Origin of the sequence: Holdemania massiliensis (assembly GCF_022440805.1) — a bacterium.
GTDB lineage: Bacteria > Bacillota_I > Bacilli_A > Erysipelotrichales > Erysipelotrichaceae > Holdemania > Holdemania massiliensis_A.
Genome location: NZ_JAKNTK010000001.1, coordinates 2,118,105 through 2,141,796, shown reverse-complemented (window position 1 = coordinate 2,141,796; position 23,692 = coordinate 2,118,105). Strand labels below are relative to the sequence as shown.

General features: G+C 38.8%; 21 protein-coding genes and 1 pseudogene. All 22 read left to right on the top strand.

The window, feature by feature from the left end; genetic code table 11:
* Positions 1-31: 31 nt before the first annotated feature.
* The 22 genes and pseudogenes from MCG46_RS09810 to MCG46_RS09710 all read left to right on the top strand — a co-directional run bounded on the left by MCG46_RS09810 (position 32) and on the right by MCG46_RS09710 (position 23,672).
* Positions 32-2,056 carry a nucleoside-diphosphate sugar epimerase/dehydratase gene (locus MCG46_RS09810; RefSeq protein WP_240279801.1) on the top strand — a complete coding sequence of 675 codons (2,025 nt, stop codon included), beginning with the start codon at positions 32-34 and terminating at the stop codon, positions 2,054-2,056.
* Between the two features lie 2 nt (positions 2,057-2,058).
* The gene (locus MCG46_RS09805) at positions 2,059-3,306 is read left to right on the top strand and encodes a DegT/DnrJ/EryC1/StrS family aminotransferase (RefSeq protein WP_240279797.1); all 1,248 of its coding nucleotides are present in this window, start codon (positions 2,059-2,061) and stop codon (positions 3,304-3,306) included.
* A gap of 11 nt (positions 3,307-3,317) precedes the next feature.
* The gene (locus tag MCG46_RS09800; protein ID WP_240279795.1) at positions 3,318-3,989 is read left to right on the top strand and encodes a sugar transferase; all 672 of its coding nucleotides are present in this window, start codon (positions 3,318-3,320) and stop codon (positions 3,987-3,989) included.
* Between the two features lie 36 nt (positions 3,990-4,025).
* Positions 4,026-5,234, top strand: coding sequence for a glycosyltransferase family 2 protein (locus MCG46_RS09795; RefSeq protein WP_240281447.1), 1,209 nt, complete (start codon positions 4,026-4,028; stop codon positions 5,232-5,234).
* Between the two features lie 35 nt (positions 5,235-5,269).
* A complete protein-coding gene (locus MCG46_RS09790) occupies positions 5,270-6,031 on the top strand; it encodes an MBL fold metallo-hydrolase (RefSeq protein WP_240279793.1) in 762 nt (253 codons plus the stop codon).
* A 14-nt stretch (positions 6,032-6,045) separates the two neighbouring features.
* The gene (locus MCG46_RS09785; protein WP_240279791.1) at positions 6,046-7,359 is read left to right on the top strand and encodes an ATP-grasp domain-containing protein; all 1,314 of its coding nucleotides are present in this window, start codon (positions 6,046-6,048) and stop codon (positions 7,357-7,359) included.
* Between the two features lie 2 nt (positions 7,360-7,361).
* Positions 7,362-8,129, top strand: coding sequence for an SDR family NAD(P)-dependent oxidoreductase (locus MCG46_RS09780; RefSeq protein WP_240279789.1), 768 nt, complete (start codon positions 7,362-7,364; stop codon positions 8,127-8,129).
* Positions 8,130-8,639: 510 nt separating this feature from the next.
* On the top strand, positions 8,640-9,689 hold the full coding sequence (locus tag MCG46_RS09775; protein ID WP_240279787.1) for a glycosyltransferase family 2 protein: 1,050 nt from the start codon (positions 8,640-8,642) through the stop codon (positions 9,687-9,689).
* A 154-nt stretch (positions 9,690-9,843) separates the two neighbouring features.
* Positions 9,844-11,079: a glycosyltransferase gene (locus tag MCG46_RS09770; protein ID WP_240279785.1), complete on the top strand. Its 1,236-nt coding sequence runs from the start codon at positions 9,844-9,846 to the stop codon at positions 11,077-11,079.
* A 1-nt stretch (position 11,080) separates the two neighbouring features.
* Positions 11,081-12,355 (top strand): hypothetical protein, encoded by a 1,275-nt coding sequence (locus tag MCG46_RS09765; RefSeq protein WP_240279781.1) that lies wholly within the window; start codon positions 11,081-11,083, stop codon positions 12,353-12,355.
* Between the two features lie 11 nt (positions 12,356-12,366).
* Positions 12,367-13,227, top strand: a complete 861-nt coding sequence (locus MCG46_RS09760) for a glycosyltransferase (protein WP_240279780.1) — start codon at positions 12,367-12,369, stop codon at positions 13,225-13,227.
* Between the two features lie 15 nt (positions 13,228-13,242).
* A pseudogene (locus MCG46_RS19635) lies at positions 13,243-13,575 on the top strand (glycosyltransferase); the annotation flags it as partial.
* 1 nt (position 13,576) lies between these two features.
* Positions 13,577-14,776, top strand: a complete 1,200-nt coding sequence (locus MCG46_RS09755; protein ID WP_240279779.1) for a glycosyltransferase family 4 protein — start codon at positions 13,577-13,579, stop codon at positions 14,774-14,776.
* Positions 14,766-16,199: an O-unit flippase-like protein gene (gene wzx, locus MCG46_RS09750; protein ID WP_240279778.1), complete on the top strand. Its 1,434-nt coding sequence runs from the start codon at positions 14,766-14,768 to the stop codon at positions 16,197-16,199. Before MCG46_RS09755 ends, wzx begins: the two co-directional genes overlap by 11 nt.
* Before the next feature lie 70 nt (positions 16,200-16,269).
* A complete protein-coding gene (locus tag MCG46_RS09745; protein ID WP_240279777.1) occupies positions 16,270-17,304 on the top strand; it encodes an acyltransferase family protein in 1,035 nt (344 codons plus the stop codon).
* A gap of 29 nt (positions 17,305-17,333) precedes the next feature.
* Positions 17,334-18,374, top strand: a complete 1,041-nt coding sequence (locus MCG46_RS09740; RefSeq protein ID WP_240279776.1) for a polysaccharide biosynthesis protein — start codon at positions 17,334-17,336, stop codon at positions 18,372-18,374.
* Between the two features lie 40 nt (positions 18,375-18,414).
* Entirely contained in the window at positions 18,415-18,822 is a 408-nt protein-coding gene (locus tag MCG46_RS09735) for a LicD family protein (protein WP_240279775.1), read from the top strand.
* Positions 18,823-18,826: 4 nt separating this feature from the next.
* A complete protein-coding gene (locus tag MCG46_RS09730) occupies positions 18,827-19,252 on the top strand; it encodes a LicD family protein (protein ID WP_240279774.1) in 426 nt (141 codons plus the stop codon).
* A 212-nt stretch (positions 19,253-19,464) separates the two neighbouring features.
* Positions 19,465-20,643: a non-hydrolyzing UDP-N-acetylglucosamine 2-epimerase gene (gene wecB, locus MCG46_RS09725; RefSeq protein ID WP_240279772.1), complete on the top strand. Its 1,179-nt coding sequence runs from the start codon at positions 19,465-19,467 to the stop codon at positions 20,641-20,643.
* Positions 20,644-20,693: 50 nt separating this feature from the next.
* The gene (locus MCG46_RS09720; RefSeq protein ID WP_240279770.1) at positions 20,694-21,887 is read left to right on the top strand and encodes an NAD-dependent epimerase/dehydratase family protein; all 1,194 of its coding nucleotides are present in this window, start codon (positions 20,694-20,696) and stop codon (positions 21,885-21,887) included.
* 28 nt (positions 21,888-21,915) lie between these two features.
* Positions 21,916-22,743: a LicD family protein gene (locus MCG46_RS09715; protein WP_240279763.1), complete on the top strand. Its 828-nt coding sequence runs from the start codon at positions 21,916-21,918 to the stop codon at positions 22,741-22,743.
* A gap of 110 nt (positions 22,744-22,853) precedes the next feature.
* The gene (locus tag MCG46_RS09710) at positions 22,854-23,672 is read left to right on the top strand and encodes a LicD family protein (RefSeq protein WP_240279762.1); all 819 of its coding nucleotides are present in this window, start codon (positions 22,854-22,856) and stop codon (positions 23,670-23,672) included.
* The last annotated feature ends 20 nt before the right edge of the window (positions 23,673-23,692 follow it).

The following is a 23,692-nucleotide window of genomic DNA, read 5'->3' as shown; positions in this document are numbered from 1 at the left end:
TTTTAGTTGGGGAAAAGGGGGGAGAGAAAAAATGCAGGAAAGAAAGCGAAAGATTGAGCACTGGCATGTGATCTCTTTATACCTGATTGTTTATGATGCTATCACTGTAAACCTAGCGTATCTGCTTGCCTTATGGTTTCGCTTTGATTGTCAGTTCACAAGGATTCCTCGGAGTTACTTAAATGCGTGGATGCAATTCATACCTATTTATACAGCGATCTGTTTACTTGTCTTTTTTAGTTTAAAGCTCTATCGCAGTTTATGGCGTTTCGCGGGATACAGTGAACTAATACGAGTCACTGTGGCGACATTGATAACGGGGATTCTTCATGGTCTAGGAATCATGACGTTCTTTCAGCTAATGCCCATGTCTTACTACTTGTTTGGGATGATTATCCAATTCTGTTTAACTATTGGAATTCGTTTCTCTTATCGGTTTGTTTTATTAGAAAGAAGCCGAAGAGAGAAAATGGCTAAAAAGAAACTGGAAAAGAACATTATGTTGATTGGAGCAGGGGATGCAGGGCGATTGATTTTGCGAGATGTGCAGCGAACGGAATTTGATGTAGGAAAAGTTCAATGCATCATTGATGATAACCCAAATAAATGGGGACGCTTCATTGATGGGATTCCGATCGTCGGAGGCCGGGATGATATCTTAGTCAATGTTGAGAAGTATGAAATCCAACAGATTCTAGTGGCAATTCCGAGTGCCAAAGCAAAAGCAAAACGAGATATTTTGAATATCTGTAAAGAAACCGGCTGTGAGCTGAAGATGCTTCCAGGAATCTATCAGATGGTCAATGGCGATGTCGCTTTCTCCAAGATGAAAGAAGTGGCCGTGGAAGATCTCTTGGGAAGAGAACCCATTCAAGTTAATATGGATGAAATCTTTGAACACTTGAAAGGGAAAGTTATTTTAGTTACAGGTGGAGGCGGATCGATCGGCAGTGAATTATGTCGTCAAATCGCAGGCCATCATCCTCAACAACTCGTTCTTTTTGAAATCTATGAAAACAATGCTTATGACATTGAACAGGAATTGAAACGGAAATATCCAGAGTTAAACTTGGCTGTCTTAATTGGTTCCGTTCGGGACAGCCGGAGAATTGACAGTGTCTTTGAAACATATAAACCGGATATTGTCTATCATGCGGCAGCGCATAAACATGTGCCATTGATGGAAGGGAGCCCCAATGAAGCCATAAAAAACAATGTCATTGGTACATATAAGACAGCGTATGCAGCATTAAAGAATGGCTGTCAGCGGTTTGTCCTTATTAGTACCGACAAAGCAGTCAATCCTACGAATATCATGGGGGCAAGTAAGCGATTGTGCGAGATGGTGATTCAGAGTATGAATCAAATCAGTCAGACTGGAAGTTATCAGTTTCTTCCTCAACTTTGGTCGCATACCTGGAATCCAATCCAAGAGATCTGTCAAAACCAAGTCAAAACTGAGTTTGTGGCAGTGCGCTTTGGGAATGTATTAGGAAGCAATGGATCAGTAATCCCATTATTTAAGAAACAAATCGCAGAAGGTGGGCCGGTAACGGTAACGCACCCAGATATCATTCGATACTTCATGACGATTCCAGAAGCTGTGAGTTTAGTGCTACAAGCAGGAACCTATGCTAAGGGAGGAGAAATCTTCGTCTTAGACATGGGAGATCCTGTGAAGATTGATACCCTAGCTAGAAATCTGATTAAGCTATCGGGTTATAAGCCGAATGTGGATATTCAGATTGAGTATACGGGATTAAGACCCGGTGAGAAATTATACGAAGAGAAACTGATGGCAGAAGAAGGGTTACAAACAACTCCGAATCAATTGATTCATATCGCAAAGCCCATTGCCTTTGATGTGGAACAGTTTATGAATCAAATCGAGATCTTATCAGAAGCCAGTTATACAAACAGTTCAACAATTAAACAGTTGGTTTCTGAGATTATCCCAACCTATCATCCTAAGAAGAAACAGGATGAGATTGAGACGAGAAAAGTAAAGAAATTAAACGAGGAAAAAGTAGTTGTGGTGGCAGGGGGTGTCAAATAGAAATGGAACCATTCAAGGAAAAAGTATGGCTGTCTTCACCAACGATGCATGGAGAAGAATTAAAGTACATGCAGGAAGCGTATGAAAAAAATTGGATGTCGACAGTAGGAGAAAACATCAATATCGTAGAACAGCTTGCTTGTGAGAAGGTGGGCTGTCGTTATGCGGTTGCTTTATCCGCTGGGACAGCGGCTTTACATATGGCAGTAAAACTGGCAGGAGTTAAACCTGGAGAAAAAGTATTCTGCAGCGATTTGACTTTTGATGCGACAGTGAACCCCGTTGTGTATGAAGGGGGCGTTCCAGTCTTTATTGATACGGAATACGACACATGGAATATGGATCCTGTTGCCTTAGAGAAAGCCTTTGAAATCTATCCTGAAGTAAGAGTTGTGGTTGTCGCACACTTATATGGAACACCAGGAAAAGTAAATGAAATCAAAGCCATTTGTGAGAAGCATAAAGCAATTATTATCGAAGATGCGGCAGAGTCCTTAGGAGCAACTTATCAAGGCATACAAACAGGAACCTTTGGAACCTATAACTGTATTTCCTTTAACGGAAACAAGATCATCACAGGTTCATCTGGAGGGATGTTGCTTACCGATGATTTAGAAGCAGCGAACAAAGTCAGAAAATGGTCAACCCAATCGAGAGAGAATGCACTTTGGTATCAACATGAGGAACTCGGTTACAACTACCGCATGAGTAACGTCATTGCGGGAGTGGTAAGAGGACAATTCCCTTATTTGGAAGAACATATCGCTCAAAAGAAAGCAATCTACAAACGCTATGAAGAGGGATTAAAGGATCTGCCTGTAACCATGAATCCCTATGATGCCAAGAACAGTGAACCTAACTTCTGGTTAAGCTGTATGCTTATCAATCCAGAAGCGATGTGTAAACAAATGCGAGGAGAGCAAGAAGCCTTGTATGTGAGTGAACCTGGAAAGAGCTGTCCTACAGAAATTCTGGAAACCTTAGCGAAGTACAACGCAGAAGGAAGACCGATATGGAAGCCGATGCATATGCAGCCAATGTATCGAATGAATGGCTTTATTACAAGAGAAGGAAATGGTAGGGCAAAGACGAATGCCTACATTCAGGGTGGAATGCTGGGGAAAGATGGCAAACCATTGGACGTCGGAATGGATATCTTTAATCGAGGATTATGCTTGCCAAGTGACAACAAGATGACAGTGGAGCAGCAGGATAAGGTGATTGAGATTATTCGAACTTGTTTTAAGTGAGCGGTACAGAAATGAAAAAACAAGGAATTTATGCTAAATATATAAAAAGATTTTTTGATCTATCTCTATCTTTGCTGGCGATGATTGTGCTAGCAATTCCACTTCTTATTGTTGCTATTTTAGTACTGATAGATGTTGGCACTCCTGTATTGTTCAAGCAGAAGCGTATAGGACTAAACAATAAAGAGTTTTCCCTTTTGAAATTTCGCTCTATGAACAATAAACGAGATGAAAATGGTGTGTACTTGCCGGATGAAGAGCGTATTACAAAATTAGGAAGTTTCCTAAGAAAAAGCTCTATTGATGAACTCCCAAGCCTTATTAATATCATAAAAGGGGAAATGAGCATTATCGGTCCACGTCCACTGCCAGTTCGTTATCTGGAAAGATATACAGATGAGCAAAAGCGCCGACATGAAGTTAGACCGGGTTTGTCCAATCCATCAACAGTCAATGGTCGCAATACACAGAGCTGGGAACAGCAGTTTGCTGGTGACGTGTGGTATGTAGACCATGTGAGCTTTGCTGTAGATGCAAAGAGCGTAATTGATACAGTAAAGGTGGTATTGAAGTGTGATGGCGCTGTGGCGAATGATGGTGGCGCAAGAAATGAATTTATTGGGATCGCCAATCCTGAATCACTAAAAACGGATAGCGAAGGAAACTACATGAAGATAGGTTAGAAATCTCGATATAGAAATTTGTGAGGGCTGGTCGTGATGAAATGTATAAAAAATGAAGCGCCACTAGTTAGCGTGATTGTTCCTATATACAAGATTGAACGCTATCTTGGTTTGTGTATAGAGAGTTTGCTAAACCAGACCTATCAGAATATAGAAATTGTGCTCGTAAATGATGGTTCACCGGATCGTTGCCCAGAAATATGTAATATCTATGCAAAAAAAGATGAACGCATCATACTCATCAACAAGAAGAACGGCGGACTAGTGTCTGCTCGTCAGGCAGGACTGGAAATGTCGACGGGAAGCCTTATTTGTAATGTTGACGGTGATGACTGGGTAGATTCAGAATTTGTGGAGAACCTTGTTAAAGTACAGCTTGAAACTAATGCAGACGCTGTGATAGCTGGACAGACAAGGCATTTTTTTCAGAATAAAGTGAAGTTAATAAATCATATTTCCTGTGGTGTTTATGAGGGTGATGAACTGAAATTATTGAAGGAAACAATGTTGTCGTGTGGTGATTTTTATACTATAGGTATCTTTACATATGTATGGAACAAATTATTTAAACGAGAAATAATTTATAAACACCAGATGAATGTAGATACACGATTGAGTCAAGGTGAGGATGCAGCATGTGTCTATCCAGCACTAGAATCTTGTTCCAAGATTTGCGTCATAGATGATTGCTCTTACCACTATCGACAGCGGGAAGATTCAATGCTTAAGTCGCAAAAGCCTTTTGCACAGGAATCATCATACATCAAATTGCTTTACGAATACCTGTGTGACCACCTTCCGGCTTCCTACAAAAAGCAGATTGATGATTATGCATTACATATTTTTACGGTTCGCTCTGGCGGTATTTTGCCAATTGAAGGTGTGGAGTATCCTTATGCTGGTACTTTTATAGGTAAGAAAATAGTGTTGTGCTGTGCCGGTACATTTGGTCAGCAGTTATATGGAAAACTTCAAAATCAAGAATGTGAGGTCGTAGCCTGGGTGGATGATGATTACTGGGCGTGTAGAAGGTGTTGCTTGGACGTTGATCCGCTAGAGGTTGTTCAAAATGTGGAATTTGACTATATAGTTGTTGCCGCATTGGAGCCTTATACCAGTAAACAGTTGACAGAACGATTGAAAAGCCTTGGTATAAGTGAGAGAAAAATTCTAACGATCACACAAAATGAAGAAATACGTGCTAAAGCACTTAAGCATTATCTTGCACATGCGGATGCATTATAAAGAAAAATAGATAAGAAAGAACGAGGAAAACGAAGATGAATTTTGCAACGCGGATTCTGTTAGCGCCGCTGGGAAAAACGCATCTTTTTTCAGTAGGTCAGGCAGGGTTCATCATTAAAAGTAAAAAGGGAACGCTACTTGGCATTGATATGTATCTAACTGATTGCGTAGAGCGAGTGGAAGGTCATGTGGGATTTAAGAGGCTCACACCAAAGGTGCTCATGCCAACTGATGTTCAGTTTGACTATGTGGTAGCTACGCATCCTCACTATGATCATTTTGACATGGATGCAATTCCGGTGTTGATGTCCAATCCGCACACAAAGCTGATTGCATCAGTTAACTGCAAGCAGGAGATCGAACGACTTTTAATGTCGCAAAATCATATTACCTATGTGAAACCGGGTGACCATTACGATGCAGAGGATATTCACTTGGACATTGTGTTCTGTGACCACGGAGAAGGAGCACCGGATGCATTTGGGCTAGTTATCACGGTAGATGAGAAGAAAATATACATTATGGGTGACACTTGCTTGCGGATGGATTTGTTGTCTACGATTCGTGAACAGTATGATGTGGTCATTGGCCCAATTAACGGTGCTTATGGCAACTTGAATGAGGAAGAATTTGTGACTGTTTGTGAGTATCTCAGACCTGCACTTGCGATTCCTTGTCACTACGGAACATTTGCTTCTCACGGAGGAAACCTGCAGAAGTTCAGGGATCAAATAGAGGCAAGAATACCAAAGCAAAAGTATCTGCTGATGGCTCAATGTGAACAATATACATTTTAATGGAGGATGCAACAATGGAGACTAATAAGACTATGGAAAGCAAGAGAGAGTTTGAAGGAAAGAAATTACTGATTTTGGGCGGCAATCCCGAAACCATTCCGCTGGTTGAAGTTGCCAACAACATGGGTATCCTCACCATCGTGAGCAGTGGCAGACACACGGATGCGGCAAAGAAGGTCGCATGGAAAGCCTACGATGTAGATGGCATGGATGTGCCAGGACTAGTTGCATTGGCCAGAGAAGAAAAGGTAGATGGCGTACTGGTTGGTGTTGCCGATATTCTAGTTCCAGCTTACTGCAAGGTCTGTGACGCGCTGGATCTTCCTTGTTATGCAACGCAGAAGATTGTAGATGTGTTTGCGTTTAAAGATGTTTTCAAGGCAACCTGTGAACGCTATGGTGTCCACGGTATCCCAGAGTATTATCTTGATGCTTCTATGAAACAGGAGGATATTGATAAGATTCAATATCCGGTTATGATCAAGCCTGTTGACAACGGTGGTGGTGTGGGCATGACTGTTGTATATAGCGAAGAAGAACTGCGTCCAGCTGTAGAAAAGGCACTTGCGGCATCAAACAAGAAACGATTCATCGTTGAAAAATATATGCAATGTGAAGATATGGGTATGTATTATACCTTTAAGGATGGCTATTGCAGCGCATCCTGTATCTACGATAGGTATACTACCGATGAGCAGCCAGGGTTGTCTCGTGTATGCCTTGGCGGTACATATCCATCCAAGCATCTTAATGAGTATTTTGAGCGAATGCATGACAATGCTATTCGTCTTTTTAATGATATCGGTATTCGTAACGGTGTGCTAATGCTTTCGGGCTTTTATGAAAATGGTGAGTTCTATGTCTATGATACCGGTTTCCGCCTTCAGGGTGAGGCTCCTCATTTATTGATGAAGGCGATTCATGGTTTTGACCAGCGTGAAATGCTGATTCGCTTTGCGCTCACTGGTTCTGAGGGTGATATTGATTTGAAAAAAGCAGATGATACCTACCTGCGTGGCAAGTGGGCATCTACCCTTTGGTTTCTGTTGAAAGAGGGGAAGGTTGCCAAGATCGAAGGCCTAAGTGATGCAGAAAGCGATCCTTGCGTTGTGGCAAACATTCAGCGTTTGTATGAGGGCGATGCTGTTTTGCCTGAGTGGATTGGCACTGAAAAACAGGTTTTGACTAGACTGTATTTAGTTTGTAACACTAAGGCAGAGTTGGCTGAAAAGCTCAAATACTATATGGATCATGTAAAGGTTTACGATGAAGCTGGAAATAATCTGTTGCTCAAGGGCTTTGATGTGGACAAAGCATTGGAGCTGTAATTATGGAGAAAGTATTAAGTGATAAGGTAATCGTTATTTCTGGTGGAACAAAGGGCGTAGGCAGGACGATTGCAGAAGAATGCGCCATGCGCGGAGCAAAGGTTGTCATAGGTGGTCGTGATGAGAAAGCTGCCAAAGCATCTATTCGTTTGATGCGAACATATGGTAGCGATGGATTGTTTGTATATACAGAGTTGACGAAAGTGGAAGACTGTAAAAAGCTTTTTGATGAAGCGTATAACAAATTTGGAAAAATTGATGGATTTTTCAACTACTCAGGTATTACTCCGGTCTCTCCGCTGGATACCTGCGATGAGACAACTTTTGATGCCGTCATGGATATCAACTTTAAAGCCTGTTTCTTTTGTTGTCAGCAGGCAATCAAGTATATGCGGATGAATGGAGGTGGATCTATTGTCCTCACCGGCTCCGCTCATGCATGGGGTGGCCAGAAAGATAGAGCAGCCTATGCTTGTTCTAAAGGTGTGTTAAGAATCCTTATGGAGCACATTGCGCATAACTATGCGACTGAGCAGATTCGCTGTAACTATCTGACTTTAGGGTGGACTCCGACCGAAGGTGAAGTCAGTCTCAGAAACAGCCAGGGTGAAACAGAGAAAGAATTACGTGATAGAGCAGCAAAGATTCTGCCGATGGGTAGAATGTGCGAACGTAGTGACTATGTGGAAGGTATTGTATATATGCTTTCCGATGCGAGTTCTATGATGACGGGGAGTACATTTAGGATTACTGCGGGCGAGTATATTTAAAATTGAGAAGATAGAGAATGAGCGAACAATTGAGGATTGTTTTTTTAATAAAAAACTAAACTGGAGAGAAAAAGATCTTTAAGAGTGTGTCAAGAGAGGATTAAGACTTCTCGTAATGAACTTGTTGTTATATTAATATTTGTTTCTTTTGGAAACAATGTCGAGATAGCAAGTGGGGGCAGGTTTATCATACATGAAATTATTAATTTTATTAGACAATATGGTTTGACTGTGAAAGAAAGCATGGGTGAAATTGTTATTGACTACAATATATTCATCGGAGCAGGAACGATAATCTTGCCAGGTGTAACGATTGCCTCAAATGCAATTGTAGGTGTAGAGATTATGGTTAATAAGAACTTGCCCGTCAATAGCATGTGTAGGTACGCCATGTAAGCAGATCGAGACATATGATGAGTATGTAAAAAATTGCAATAATGCAATAACAATTAAAGCTGAAAGTATTTGAAATTATAAAAGATTAAGAGTGTATGTAGATAGGAGTGGAAAATGAGTAAAAATGAAAATTTAAAAGTAAGTATTATTGTTCCCGTCTACAATGCGGCGAAATATTTAGAAAAATCAATAGCCAGTTTGACAAACCAGTCTTATAGAAATATTGAGATTATCCTGATTGATGATGGTTCAAAGGATGAATCTTTGAAAGTTTGCAATAGATTAGCTCAGCAGGATTCAAGAATTCTTGTCATTCATCAGGACAATCAAGGTGTCAGTGCCGCCCGGAATAATGCGACCAAGGCTTCAACGGGAGAATATGTTATGTATTTTGATTCGGATGATGTCCTTGCAAAGTTTGCGATACAGAAAGCAGTCGAGTGTGCGAAGAATTTTGATGCTGATTTTGTGATTGGTGCTGCAGTGAGGATACATTCTTTAGATGAGTTTCATGCTTACAATATCGAAGCAGACGCTCACTCTGACATTGCCCAAAAGCTCCTTCCGCATAATGAATACGATCTTCTTCGCAGACAATATTTCCAAGGTGGGAACAAGGAGTTTTCCAGTGTAAAAGGAGTAGGGTATTTTAACAGAGCACCACATGCGAAGCTTTTGAGGAGAAGTTTCGCGTTAGAAACACCTTTTCCAATTAATACACCTATTGGTGAAGATTTACTGTGGAATCTACGCCTTTTGAAAATCTGTAAAAAAGTTGTTTTGGTTTACGACATATGGTATGGATATGTTCAATATGCGTCATCTGCTGTGCGAAAATATCATGGTGATCGTGCACAAAAGGTGTCCGAATACCTAATTCTATTAAAGAAAGAAAATGAGGGTTTTTTCTCAGCTAACATAAATACTTATGTACTGAACGTTGCAGTTGAGCTGTATTGCATTGCTAATTATGAATTGATGTCTTCAGAGTGTCACTTAAGTAAGAAAGAAAAAAAAGAATTGTTAAAAAATCTTATTGCAAGCGAGCCATGGAATATTCTGTGGGAACCTGGGATGAAGAACTTCCTTCCAAGGATGTATCAGGTGATGCTCCCATTGTATAAGACGGGGTTGTGGATTTGGGCGTTAAGGTTAAAAAAATAGTAAAACATTTCGGAAGTTAAATGTGAAATCAATAAATGTAATTGTGATCTGTGTAATTGAACCTAGTGGAAATTTAAGCAGTTCTGTGCTCGCGGGATTTTTGATATTAGAACTGCAGTTTATAAAAAGAGTTTATTATATGGGGGAATATGACATGAAGTATGATATTGTCTTTTTAGCAAGAATAATACCCAAAGAAATTGAGGGTGAAGTAAGACAGAAAATGGTAGGTTTAATGGAAGATGCGGCGATAGCATGGCAGAATCATTTAATTGAGGGAATCGAGGCAAATAATGACTCGTCTGTAAAAATCCTTAATTACCTTCCAGTTAATTCGTATCCCGAAACATATAAAGACCCAATTATTCGAAGGCTGAAATTTTCCCACGTTCCGGGAGCGCTGGATGTAAACTTGGGCTATGTTAATATCAAGTATATTAAGCGATTCTTTCAATGGATACCACTACGAAGTGAACTAAAGAAATGGGTGAAGAGAGATAATGGTAAAAAAAAGGTATTAATAGCATATACCATGTATCCGGAGTTTTTGGGAGCTTTTCAATGGGTGAAAAAAGTTCATCCTGAAATTATCACAATGAATGTAGTGGTGGACATGCCACAGTTCACTGTACTAGGCAACCGTAAAATAAGTTTTCTGAATCACATATATCGCAAATGGAGTGATAATAAGGCAAATGCTTCAATGACTTCAATTGATGGAGTTGTAGCTATTACGAAACAAATGGCAGAGGTACTGGCTAAAGATAAACCATACCAAATTATTGAAGGACTTTGCACACATGAATTTTCTAATGTTAACTCAAAAAAGGATGAAGATAAAAGAATATTCATCTATGCCGGAATGTTGCATGAAAAATTTGGAGTCAAAGATCTATTGGATGCATTCGGTAGAATGCAGAATCAAAATGTAAAACTGAAATTATGCGGAATAGGTGAGCTTGCGCAGGAAATCATAAATAGGGCGAAGAAGGATAATAGAATCGAGTTCCTTGGTAGACTAACAAGGGAAGAGGTCTTAAATGAACTTTTACAAGCGGATGTCATTGTAAATCCCAGAAAAAATGTTGGTGAGTTCACCAAATACAGTTTCCCATCAAAGAATTTAGAAGCCTTATCATCGGGGATACCATTTGTGGGTTATAAACTGGCAGGCATTCCTGATGATTATGATATGTATATTAATTATCCCAATGATGATTCAATAGAGGCGTTGACTGCAAAAATGGTAGATATTATCCAAAAATATGAACAATATAAAAAAAGGGCAGAATCCGCAAAGACGTGGGTAATAGAGAATAAAAACTGCGTTGCACAAGGAAAGAAAGTACTTGATCTAATTGAAATGATTGATTGTAAGGTGAATAGATAGCATGGGAATGGTTTTAAAGGTCAAGAAGAACACCCATATTGATGCAAACGCAGTGTTGGTGTATCTTATTATGTTTTTTTCAAATGATACGTATTTATTTGGAACGAATTCTAACGCAATGGTGGTTACCTTTTCCCGATATATGCTTATTGCAATGTGCATGTTGCTGTTACTTAAAATGAATTTTAAGATAAATTTAACTGCACAGAAGGGTAAGATAATTGCATATGCATTTATTGTAGCTGCATATATAGTTATTGCGATTATAAACAACGAATTGTTCAATCGCGTCATAATAAAAGTATTATGTATTACGGTTGCTTTCTTACTCTGTATGTTGCTGAACTTTGATGAATATATAGAGGCTTTCAAAAAAGCGATATACTTTGTATCCATTAGTGCAGTCGCATTTACTTTACTTGCATATATCTTACCTGGAGTAGTTAGGATGTTCCCCTATATAGTAAATACTGCGGGTATTAAGATATATACATGCTTGTTTGCTGGATTGATTGATGGAACGATTGGAAACCTTGCAATACGGACACAGGGGATATACTGGGAGCCAGGCGTTTTCCAATTGTATTTAAATCTGGCAATAGCATTCGAATTATTTGGGAGAAGAGCGATTAATAGAAATCGCTTGATGATATACTTTATTGCGCTAATATTGACCTTTTCTACCACTGGGTATGCTGCGGGTGCTTGGATCATGCTGGCTTATGCCTTGGTAGTGAGAAAGCAGGGTGATACAACTACATCAATAACGAAGCGTTTTTTGATTGTAACTGGTTTGTTTTTTGCTGCTGTTGTGGTGCTGTTGTGTACAGAAGTTGGAGATGTGGTTTTAGGAAAGGTCATCAACCCTACTAGTAGCGGAACAGCCATGGTTCGTCTTGCAGGTGTGGTTGTGAATATTGAAATTGCATTACAACATCCATGGCATGGCATTGGAATGGAAGCTATAACGGAGGAATTTGTGAGAGTTTCTATGGCATCTAATATAGTGCTTGGATGGACAGAACAGAATACAAACACTTTGTTTTATCAGTTCGCTGCTCACGGAATTCCATATGGAATTCTGTTTACCATAGGTACATTTAAGTTTGGAAATAATTTTCCTGGACGAAAAAAACTCGTGTGGATTGTTTTTGTAACTTTAGTTTTAATGTATGTAGGTGAAAATCTCCAGTATTCATCCTTACCCTATATTCTCATTTTTTATGGATTTGGTTGGAAGGACAAAGGAAACAGGTTTTTAGAAACACATGAATGAGGAATAGAAAAATGACAAGAAAATTATTATCTATTAATCTTGGGAACTTTGGCAGCACGGGAAAAATAATGAGATTTATTTCTCATATAGCAGAAGAGAATGGATTTGAAACGTATCAGGCGTATCCAGAAAATAAGAATAACGTAGAAAAAAATGCTAGAGACATTACCATATGTAGTTATTATTATTCGCGGGTAAATGAGAGATTGGCTTATTATTCAGGACTACGGGGAATACAGTCTTTTTTTCCTACGCTTATATTCCTGAAAAAAATTCGGGCAATAGATCCAGATATTGTTCATCTTCATAATATTCATGGAAATTTCATTAACTTGCCGTTATTGTTTGGGTATTTAAAAAAGCATGGAATTAAAGTGGTTTGGACTCTACATGATTGTTGGTCCTTTACTGGACAGTGCCCGTATTTTGACTATATTCACTGTGAAAAGTGGAAGACAGGATGTCATGACTGTGAACAGTTAAGTCGATATCCTGCGGCAAAAATTGATCACACAAGACTTAAATGGAAATTGAAAAGAAAATGGTTTACCGGAATAGATAACTTATTTATTGTTACACCTTCAGATTGGTTGATGCACCTGGTAAAACAAAGCTATTTAAGGGATTATCCTGTAACTGTAATTAATAATGGTATTGATACAGAGGTATTTAAGCCAACTAAAAGTAAATTAAGAGAAAAATACAAGTTAGATGATGCATTCGTCATCCTTGGAGTTGCCTATGATTGGGAGCCACGAAAAGGATTGAATGTCTTTATCAAGGCTGCAAAAGTTCTGCCAGATGACTGTAGGATTATACTAATAGGAACTAATGATAATGTGGATAGGCAGTTACCTGACAATATTATTTAAGTACATAGAACACAGAATCAACAGGAACTTGCTCAATTTTATTCGATCGCGGATCTATTTGTAAATCCGACTATGGAAGAAAATTATCCGACCGTAAACATGGAAAGCCTCGCTTGCGGTACGCCAGTCTTGTCCTATGCCACAGGAGGTAGTGCGGAAATTTTTGATGAAACCTGTGGTTGTAGTGTTTGCAGCGGAGATATGGACGCAATGATTAAAAAAATCGTTGAAATTAAGGAAAAAAAAACCTTTTCTAGAGAAGCTTGTCTAGAAAGGTCTGTAAAAATGGATAATCAAATTCGATATAGACAGTATATAGATTTGTACCGGTTAATAGTGGGAGAATAAGATGATAAAGATTGCGATTATTGGGACAAAAGAATATCCTATTCCGAATATACGTGGCGGTGCAATTGAAACGCTTGTGACTGCTCTAATTGATGAAAATGAAAAGTTCCATAAAATGGATATCGACTTGATTACGATTAAATGCACTGGACTAGACAAAGTAACAGAGACTTATAGACGTACAAATTTTGTGCTCTTGAATGAGCAGTTATTCTCCCTTCACATTAAGGAGTTTCTGTATAGAATATGCCGAAGACTTTCCGGATATCGATTATCTTATCGAGATCGTCATATGATGGCTGCGAATGAGTATTTAAAAAAACATACGTATGATGTGGTGGTGTTTGAGAACACCGCGTTAGACATGATGCAGGCATGTACTTATGGAACAGCGAAAAATTTTTTTCACATTCATGCTGATTATATTAATAAAGAACTGAAAGGAATAGAATCATTTTGTAAACATTGTGATTTATTGGTGGGAGTTAGTGATTTTATATCTAAGCGATTGGAAACACTTCCTTATATGGATGGGAAAACAAGAACGTTAAAAAACGCTATTGATACGACTATGTATGGAAAGGAAAGGTATGTGGACTTCCGTATAGAGATGCGTAAGAAATATGGCTTTCATGACTGTGAAAAAGTTATCCTCTACTGTAGCCGCCTAAGTCGTGAAAAAGGGATTCTTGAGTTAGTGAAGGCTGTTCAGAAAGTGCCGGAATGTAAGCTGTTGATTGTCGGGGGTGAGAATTTTAGTTCAGATAAAATGACAGAATACACACAAGAGTTACAGATAGAGATTCAGAAGATAAAGAACCGAGTGGTGATGACAGGGTATATCCCCCACGATGATGTTCCTAAATATATGAGCATTGCAGATATCGGTGCAATACCGTCTGTGTGTAATGAAGCTGCATCACTTACTTTATTGGAAATGAGATCTAGTGGACTGCCAACAATTGCCTCAAGAAGAGGAGGAATTCCTGAATATTGTAGTGAAGAAACAACGATATTGGTGGATACGGATGATAATTTCATTGACCATTTGGCAGAGGGAATCCGCATTTTGTGCACTAACAATGAATTGTATGCAAAGATGCAGATGGTAGCAAGTCAGGAAATGGAACAGTTTGATTACTCCAATTATTACTGGAGATTTGTAAATATGATCAAGAGGGAAATTAAGTATGCAGATTAGGGTTAGGAATCGGGATATTATCTGGAGTTATTTAGGATCGTTTTTTCAATATTGTACATCACTTATTGTACTTCCTATGGTTCTTTCAAACGTTTCATCAGGCGAGTTGGGATTGTGGTATACCTTTGCAAGCGTAGGAACGCTTGTAACATATTTGGATTTTGGCTTTTCTACCACTTTAATCCGTAACATCACTTACGCCTGGAGTGGTGCGCACAAAATTCGAAAAGAGGGTTTTGATGCTTCTGATGTCGGAGATAAGCCAAATGTTGATTTTATCAAAAGGATTTTAACTGCATGTCGTATTATTTGCTTGGTTGTCGCTTTAGTAGCTGTGGTGGTGCTTGCAACCGGAGGAACGTTTTATATTCGCTATATCACACGTGATTTTAAAGGGTACACTCACTTGATTGCTTGGGGTATTTACTCTGTCGCTATTTTTTTGAATCTCTACTACAATTACTGCGGAAATGCTCTGAGGGGAATCGGCGAGATTAGTGCCTATCAGAAAATTATTGTTGTTTCTAGAGTAGTTCAGATTATCCTGAGTTATATAGGGATTTTGAGTGGGTATGCTCTGATTGCACTAAGTACCGCATATTTGGTATCGGGATTCGTTATTCGTTTCTTATCTAATAGGGTATTGCATAAACGAATCAACGAGGTAATGCAGGAACAAAATGTCGAATATAAGGAATCAACAGAAGAAAAGCTTAAGGAGACCGTTTCAATTTTTAAGGATATTTGGCATAACGCAAAACGATCAGGAGTTATTTCTCTTTGTAGTTATGCAACAAACCAGTCGTTGACACTGATATGCTCGGCTTATCTTGGAGTTGAAGAAACAGCAGCTTATGGTCTGTGTCTTCAAATTATAACCGCCATAGTGAGCGTTAGTGGTATTATGTTTAGTACGGTTCAGCCTCAAATGATCAATCAAATGGCAACAGGAAAAGAAGATGAATATAGAAAAACATTTTCCTTGGGTATCAGTGTTTTTTGGATTGTGTCAATTGGAGGAATGATTGCTTTCGGATTGCTTTCAAAGCCAATTCTTATATTGATTGGCTCACGTACAAGGATTCCCATGGTTATGTATACTTTTATGTGTTTGTATATGTTTTTGGAGCATAACCATGGTGAGTTCACTGCACATTTCACAATGAGGAATCGGATTGTATATCTTTATCCATATATTATTTCAAGTATATCAATTTTAGTGTTGTCTTTAATCGGAGCTATGCTTGGAGGTAATATATATACACTCATGGGTGTACATTTTGTGGTTCAGATTGCATATAACAACTGGAAATGGCCTCGTGAGTCAATGAAGCAAATGCACACTACATCGATACGTATACTTTCAGAAGGTGTGACAGAAATCAAAATTGTTTTAAAAAAAATGTTAGGTTGTTTATATTGATTATGGAGATCTGTAATGATTTTGGAAGTTTTGGTAATCTGAGCACTTCAGATAGTTGGAGGAATTAAGCATGACTAAACGAGAGTCAAATTTAGATTTGATGCGGTTGATTTGCATGGGAATGGTAGTGACACTTCATTATTTTGGAGAGTCGGGTATACTCTCAGCTAAGAATCTAACGTCTCTAAACATGTTGTTTGCTGGTGTTATGGTAGTAGTTTGCAGGTGTGCAGTGAATTGTTTCTATATGAATTCCGGATATTTCTTCCATGTTGAAGAAGAAAAGATCTCTATAAAAAAGTCACTTAAATCTACAATCGCATTATATAGACAGATTTGGTTTTATTCCGTTTTCATTTTTGTATTTACTATGATGTGCCGTATAGACACTTTTAGTGTAGGAAAATTAATTCGGGCTGTTTTTCCTGTTTTAGGAAACCAATATTGGTTTGCAACGGTATTCCTTTTGATTTCTCTGTTACGACCGTTTTTGAACAAAATGACATGCAGGCTTTCAAATTATGAGTTTGGCATATTTCTTGCAACTCTACTATTTTTTGACTGTGTACAGGCAGTATTTGGTGTTGATGTGTTTAATGAGTTTGGTAATGGATTTTTACATGCGATTACTATGATTATGCTGGGAGCGGCAATTCGAAGATATGACAAAAAACTTCCTAAAGTAAAAGCAGGTTTAATATATGTAGGAGCATGCCTTATCCTTTTATTGAGCAGAGTGCTTCTGCGTTTGCTTCCAGGTTGTCCGATAGATTACTGGAGCGATCTGATGATTTATAATTCTCCTTTGTTAGTCGCGATGGCATATGGTATGTTTAAGTTCTTTAAATGTTTGAAAGTACAGAGCAACTTTTTGTCAAGAATTTCAGGATCAATATTTGCTGTATACCTGATTCAAGACCACTCCTGTATGCGTGGGAATCTTTGGGAAAAGATCTTTAGAAATTCACAGTTTTTTGTAAGTAATTTCATGGTGCTGCATTGGCTATTGTCAGTGATTTTGATAATAGTAGTATGTATTACGGTTGATATGTTGCTTAAAAAGGCGGGAGCCTATTTGACCAGAGCAATCCGTGTTCATAAATAGATATATAAATTGAATTTGGAGGAGAGACAATGTCCTTGTTTAAAGAAAAAACATTATTAATTACTGGGGGTACCGGCTCCTTCGGGAATGCGATTTTGAACCGCTTCCTTAAGACGGATATTGGGGAAATTCGTATTTTCTCCAGAGACGAGAAGAAACAGGATGATATGCGTCATGAGTTCCTAGTGAAAATGCCAGAAATGGCGGATAAAATCAGTTTTTATATTGGAGATGTTCGCGACTTAGCCTCTGTCAAAAATGCTATGCATGGCGTTGATTATATTTTCCACGCTGCTGCATTAAAGCAAGTGCCAAGTTGCGAGTTTTTCCCAATTGAGGCGGTGAAGACCAATGTTCTTGGAACCGAGAATGTTCTGACAGCCGCTATTGATGCTGGTGTAAAAAAAGTCGTGTGTTTATCTACTGATAAAGCTGCCTATCCTGTGAATGCTATGGGAACATCTAAGGCAATGATGGAAAAGGTAATTGTAGCGAAGGCCAGAACAACAGATACCACAAAGATCTGTTGCACACGATATGGAAACGTTATGTGTTCTCGCGGTTCTGTTATCCCTCTCTGGATTGACCAGATTAGAAATGGTAATCCAATAACACTTACGGAGCCGACCATGACCCGCTTTATTATGTCACTTGATGAGGCCGTGGATTTAGTGCTCTTCGCATTTGAACACGGTGAACCAGGTGATATCCTTGTTCAGAAGGCACCTGCTTGTACAATTCAGACACAGGCAGAAGCAGTCTGTGAATTGTTTGGTGGAGACAAAGAAAATATTAAAGTCATTGGTATTCGACATGGAGAGAAAATATATGAGACTCTTCTGACCAACGAGGAATGTGCTCATGCAATCGACATGGGCAATTTCTACAGAGTGCCGTGTGATAAGCGCAATCTTAATTATGATAAGTACTTCACACAAGGTAATGTAGAGAGAGCTAAATTAAGCGAGTTTAATTCCAATAATACACAACTCCTTACAGTAGAGCAAACGAAGGAGAAGATTGTATCTTTGCAGTATATTCAGAACGAGTTGGCTAAGAAAACAAAGTAATGCAGAATTTTACGCATACCTAATGAAGGGAGAAGCATGGATGAACGAATTACAGAGTGAAATACTTTCCATTTACAAAGAAATAAATAAAGTGTGCAAGAGGAATAATATTGACTGTATCGCTGTGGCAGGTACCTGTTTGGGGGCAGTTAGGCATCAAGGTTTTATTCCTTGGGATGATGACTTGGATATAGGTGTGGCTATTGAGGATTATGATAGATTACTTTCGTTATTGAGGAAGGAATTACCACCTCATCTAAAAGTTATCACTCCAAGTGATGTAAAACATATGCATTTATTTTTTTCAAAGGTTACTAATATAAACACGACTTGCATTGAGGAAAACGTGAAACCTTTCCCTGATCGATATATGGGGGTCTTTGTTGATTTGTTCCCATTATTTGGAATCGGGGGGGGGGGGGGTACTAGAAAAACTCAAGTTCTATAATAAGATGAATATATATCGTAGATATAGTCCAGATGATTCGTTTGGGAAGCTTTATATTAATAAGCGTAAGTGGAATATTTTCAGGCCGTTTATAAAGTTACTTCCGTTTGATTGGTTTTATAAAAGGTATATAAATCTTATAAAGAAGTATCCTCTTCGTACATCGGAATATGTTACAGGAGATGCATTTCCGTATAATTTCGATAAATATGTTTATCCTCAAGAATTTATTGTTGATGTCATATCTGTGCCTTTTGAGGATATACAAATGAAGATTCCAGTAAAGTTTGATGCATATTTAAAGGCACATTATGGCAATTATATGATACCTCCGGATAGAGATAAAAGAAGCGGAACCCACACGGATGGCATTGTCGATTTGGGTCGACCATACAGAAAATATCAGAATGGTGATATTAAATTATCTTAAAGGCTAAATTTTTTTCATAAAAAAATGAAAGCTTAGGAATATTATTTAATACAAAACTGTAAAAATGGGATTTAGATAGTTCCATTATTTGTGCTGCGTTACTATAGATTAATTTAACAATGCGAATGCTATGATTACAGGCAATCTAAGATGTATAGTAAAAAACAATTTTCTTGGGAGGAACTAAAGATTCCAATGAAGGAGTTATTATAATGAATAATTTTTTAAATGATAAATGGAAAAATAATGGTAAGCTAAAACTTTTGATCATTGTTGGTACACGTCCTGAGATCATCCGCTTGGCTGCTGTTATCAATAAGACACGTAAGTATTTCGATACAATTCTTGCCCATACTGGTCAAAACTACGACTATAACCTCAATGGTGTGTTCTTCAAGGATTTGAAGCTTGCTGATCCAGATGTGTATTTGAATGCTGTTGGTGAGGATCTTGGTGAAACTTGTGGCAATATCATTGCTCAAAGTTACAAGTTGATGGTTACTATTAAGCCTGATGCAGTGTTGGTACTTGGCGATACAAACAGCTGTCTATCTGTTATCAGTGCTAAGCGTCTGCATATTCCGATCTTTCATATGGAAGCCGGAAACAGATGTAAAGATGAATGTCTTCCAGAAGAAACAAATCGTAGAATTGTAGACATTATCTCAGATGTGAATATGGCTTATTCCGAGCATGCACGCCGCTATCTTGCTGAGTGTGGACTTCCAAAAGAAAGAACTTATGTTACAGGTTCTCCTATGGCAGAGGTGCTTCATAACAATCTGGCAGAGATCGAAGCATCAGATATCCATGATCGTCTTGGTCTTGAAAAGGGAAAGTATATTCTCTTGTCTGCTCACCGTGAGGAGAACATTGATACAGAGAAAAATTTCTTTAGTCTCTTCAATGCAATTAATAAAATGGCGGAAAAGTACGATATGCCAATCCTGTATTCCTGTCATCCGCGCAGCCGTATGCGTTTGGAGAAGTCAGGTTTCCAGTTGGACAAGCGTGTAATCCAACATGAGCCTCTCGGCTTCCATGACTACAACTACCTGCAGATGAATGCATTCGCAGTTGTATCTGACAGCGGGACATTGCCTGAGGAAAGTTCTTTCTTCACCAGTATTGGTCATCCGTTCCCAGCGGTATGTATTCGTACATCTACCGAACGTCCGGAGGCATTGGATAAGGCCTGTTTTATTCTTTCTGGGATTGATGAAAAGGGTTTGCTTCAGTCCGTTGATACTGCGGTTGAGATGAACAGAGCAGGTGACTACGGCATTCCCGTGCCGGATTACATTGAAGAAAATGTTTCTACCAAGGTTGTCAAGATCATTCAGAGCTATGTTGGGGTAGTTAATAAGATGGTTTGGAGAAAAGATGTGTAATTAAAATATCGCCAGTTTATTGCTAGAAAATAAGGATGGGGGAAACCAAGATGAATATCTTAGTAACAGGATCCAAGGGCATGGTGGGAACCGCCCTTGTAAACAATCTCAAAAATATCAGAGACGGTAAAAACAAGACACGTTCCAAAATCAAAATTGAGGAAATCTATGAGTATGATATCAATTCCACCGCTGAGGAACTTGTTACATATTGTCAGAAAGCTGATTTTGTCTTTAATCTGGCAGGTGTAAATCGCCCAGAGAATCCGGACGATTTTATGAAAGGAAACTTTGGCTTTGCATCCGATCTGCTCAATAACCTGAAAAAGTATAAGAACAAGGCAACGATCATGTTATCTTCCTCTATTCAGGCAACTTGTATCGGTCGTTATGATAATGAATACGGAAGAAGTAAGAAAGCAGGAGAAGAGCTATTCTTCGATTACGCTAAGGAAACTGGTGCAAAGGTAGCAGTCTATCGTTTTCCAAACTTAATGGGACATTCCAAACCTAGGTATAATTCTGCAGTGTCAACTTTTTGTTGGGCAGTGGCCAATGATGAGGAGTTTACGGTCAACGACAGAAACACTGAATTGGAACTGCTTTATATTGATGATCTTGTTGAGGGGATGTTTGACCTTCTGGAAGGTAAAGAAGTCCATTGTGAGTTTGAGGGTGTGGAGACTGTTTTGCAGGAAGGTGGAAGATACTGTTGTGTTCCTGTAACACATAAGGTAACGCTTGGAGAAATTGTGGACTTGCTGCAACAGTTTAAAGAGCAACCTACCACACTTATGATGCCAAAGATGCCAGAAGGCTCCTTTGCAAAGAAACTCTACAGTCTTTATCTCACGTATCTGCCAACTGAGAAGTTCAAATATGCTTTGAAGATGAATGCAGATGACCGTGGTTCTTTCACTGAGCTTATCCATACAGCGGATTGCGGACAAGTATCTATTAACATCAGCCGTCCTGGAATTACCAAAGGCCAGCACTGGCACAACAGTAAATGGGAATTGTTTATTGTGGTGGCAGGGCACGGGCTGATTCAGGAACGTAATATTAATACTGGAGAACTGGTGGAATTTGAAGTAAGTAGCGACAAAATTGAAGCGGTTCATATGATTCCTGGTTGGACACATAATATTATCAATCTCAGTGAGACAGAAAATCTTGTAACGGTGATGACTTGCAATGAGGTATTTAACCCTGAAAGACCGGATACATTCTACGATGTAGTTTAGGAGAGTATGAGATTGAAAGGATATAACGATGAAAAAACTAACCTTGGATGAAATGAAAGCAGTAGAGCTGGATGTACTTTGTAAAATTCATGAAATATGCATAAGCCAGGGCATAAACTATTCTCTTGCATATGGCACATTATTAGGAGCTATTCGTCATAAGGGATTTATTCCGTGGGATGATGACATTGATCTACTAATGCCAAGAGATGATTACGAGAAATTCATGGAATACTGTGCAAGCCATGAAACCCCATTTTATGTGATTTCTCATAGAACGGATCCTACATGGCCATTTTTGTATACTCGCGTGTGTGATCCAAATACAGTGATTCCAGATGAGCCTATTTGGAAGTGGCGCGGGAAGATGGGTCTTTTCGTAGATATAATTGCGGTTGATGGTTTAGGGAATACATTTAAGCAGGCAACATGCAATCTATATGGCTCTGTTTTCAAGCTGAGTATAGCTAATGCCTCGAATTGGTCTCACTTTTTCAAAACAAGAACTCGGTTCAAGTGGTATTATGATCCAATTCGTTTTTGCTTTTATGTAATGGGTAAATTTATAAAACCAAATAGACTACTTAACTCAGTAGAAATCCGTCGACGGAAATGTTCAATATCTTCCGTGAAGTATTCTGGTGAAGTCGGTGGTGCATTTGCGTATGGCAAGAAAGAAATCATGGAAAGTTCCATATTTACTGAGTTCACTGATGTGGAGTTTGAAGGGAAAACATTTAAGGCGTTTAAAGAGTACGATAAGTTCTTGACCCATGTATATGGGGACTATATGACGCCTCCACCGAAGGAGCAACAGATTGGTCATCATTACCTCACAGCATACGGGAGGGAATAACACAACAGAATTATAATGCATATTATAGCAATGATATTGACGTAATTGAGTCGTCTGATAGTAAGTATGCGAATCAGCTTGATTATAATATCGTTCCTTTGCAGAAAGTGATGCTGGAAATTCTGAAAGAGTATAAGCGCGTATGCGAGAAACATCATCTACGTTATTTTTTTGCGTTTGGAACTTGCCTTGGAGCGGTACGTCATAAGGGATTTATTCCGTGTGATGATGACATTGATGTGATAATGCCATATGGTGATTACTTGAGACTGCAGGCTCTTGCACCAACGGAATTTCCGAAGAATTATTTCCTTCAGACCTTCGGAAGTGAACCAGAATGCGGCCTGTGTGATGCAAAGTTACGGAGGAGTGACACAACATTAATTGCTGGCTCATTAGCGAATAAAAATGTACACCATGGAATATATATAGACATTTATCCGTATTATAACCTATCGGATGGTAAATTTAGCAAAATAGCACAGTATTTCAATGCAATGCTGTGGATGCTTCTGACAGTAGGTCGGGTACCACAAAATCACGGTGGTATAATGGCGAAGTGCTCAAACTTAATGCTCAGAATAATTCCTAATTCAAGGAAACCGTCGGTGCGCAAAAAAGTATTTGAGGCAATGACGAAATATGAAAATCAAAAAACGGAGAACGTTTTTTTTGCTATAGGGAACATTAAGGTCATGAGAGAGCTGTATAAAAGGGAATGGTTTAGCGATATTGCACAATTACAATTTGAAGATGAAATATTTGCTGTGCCTATCGGTTACAAAGAATATATGAGTAATCGATATGGGCAGAGTTATATGCAATTGCCACCAGAAACAGAACGCGGTGTTAAGTTAAATGACATCGTCGCTTGGAGTTCGGACATTCCCTATAAAGACTACGAAGAGGCGACAAGGCTAAAAGGATAAGCAATATATGGCTAATCTGA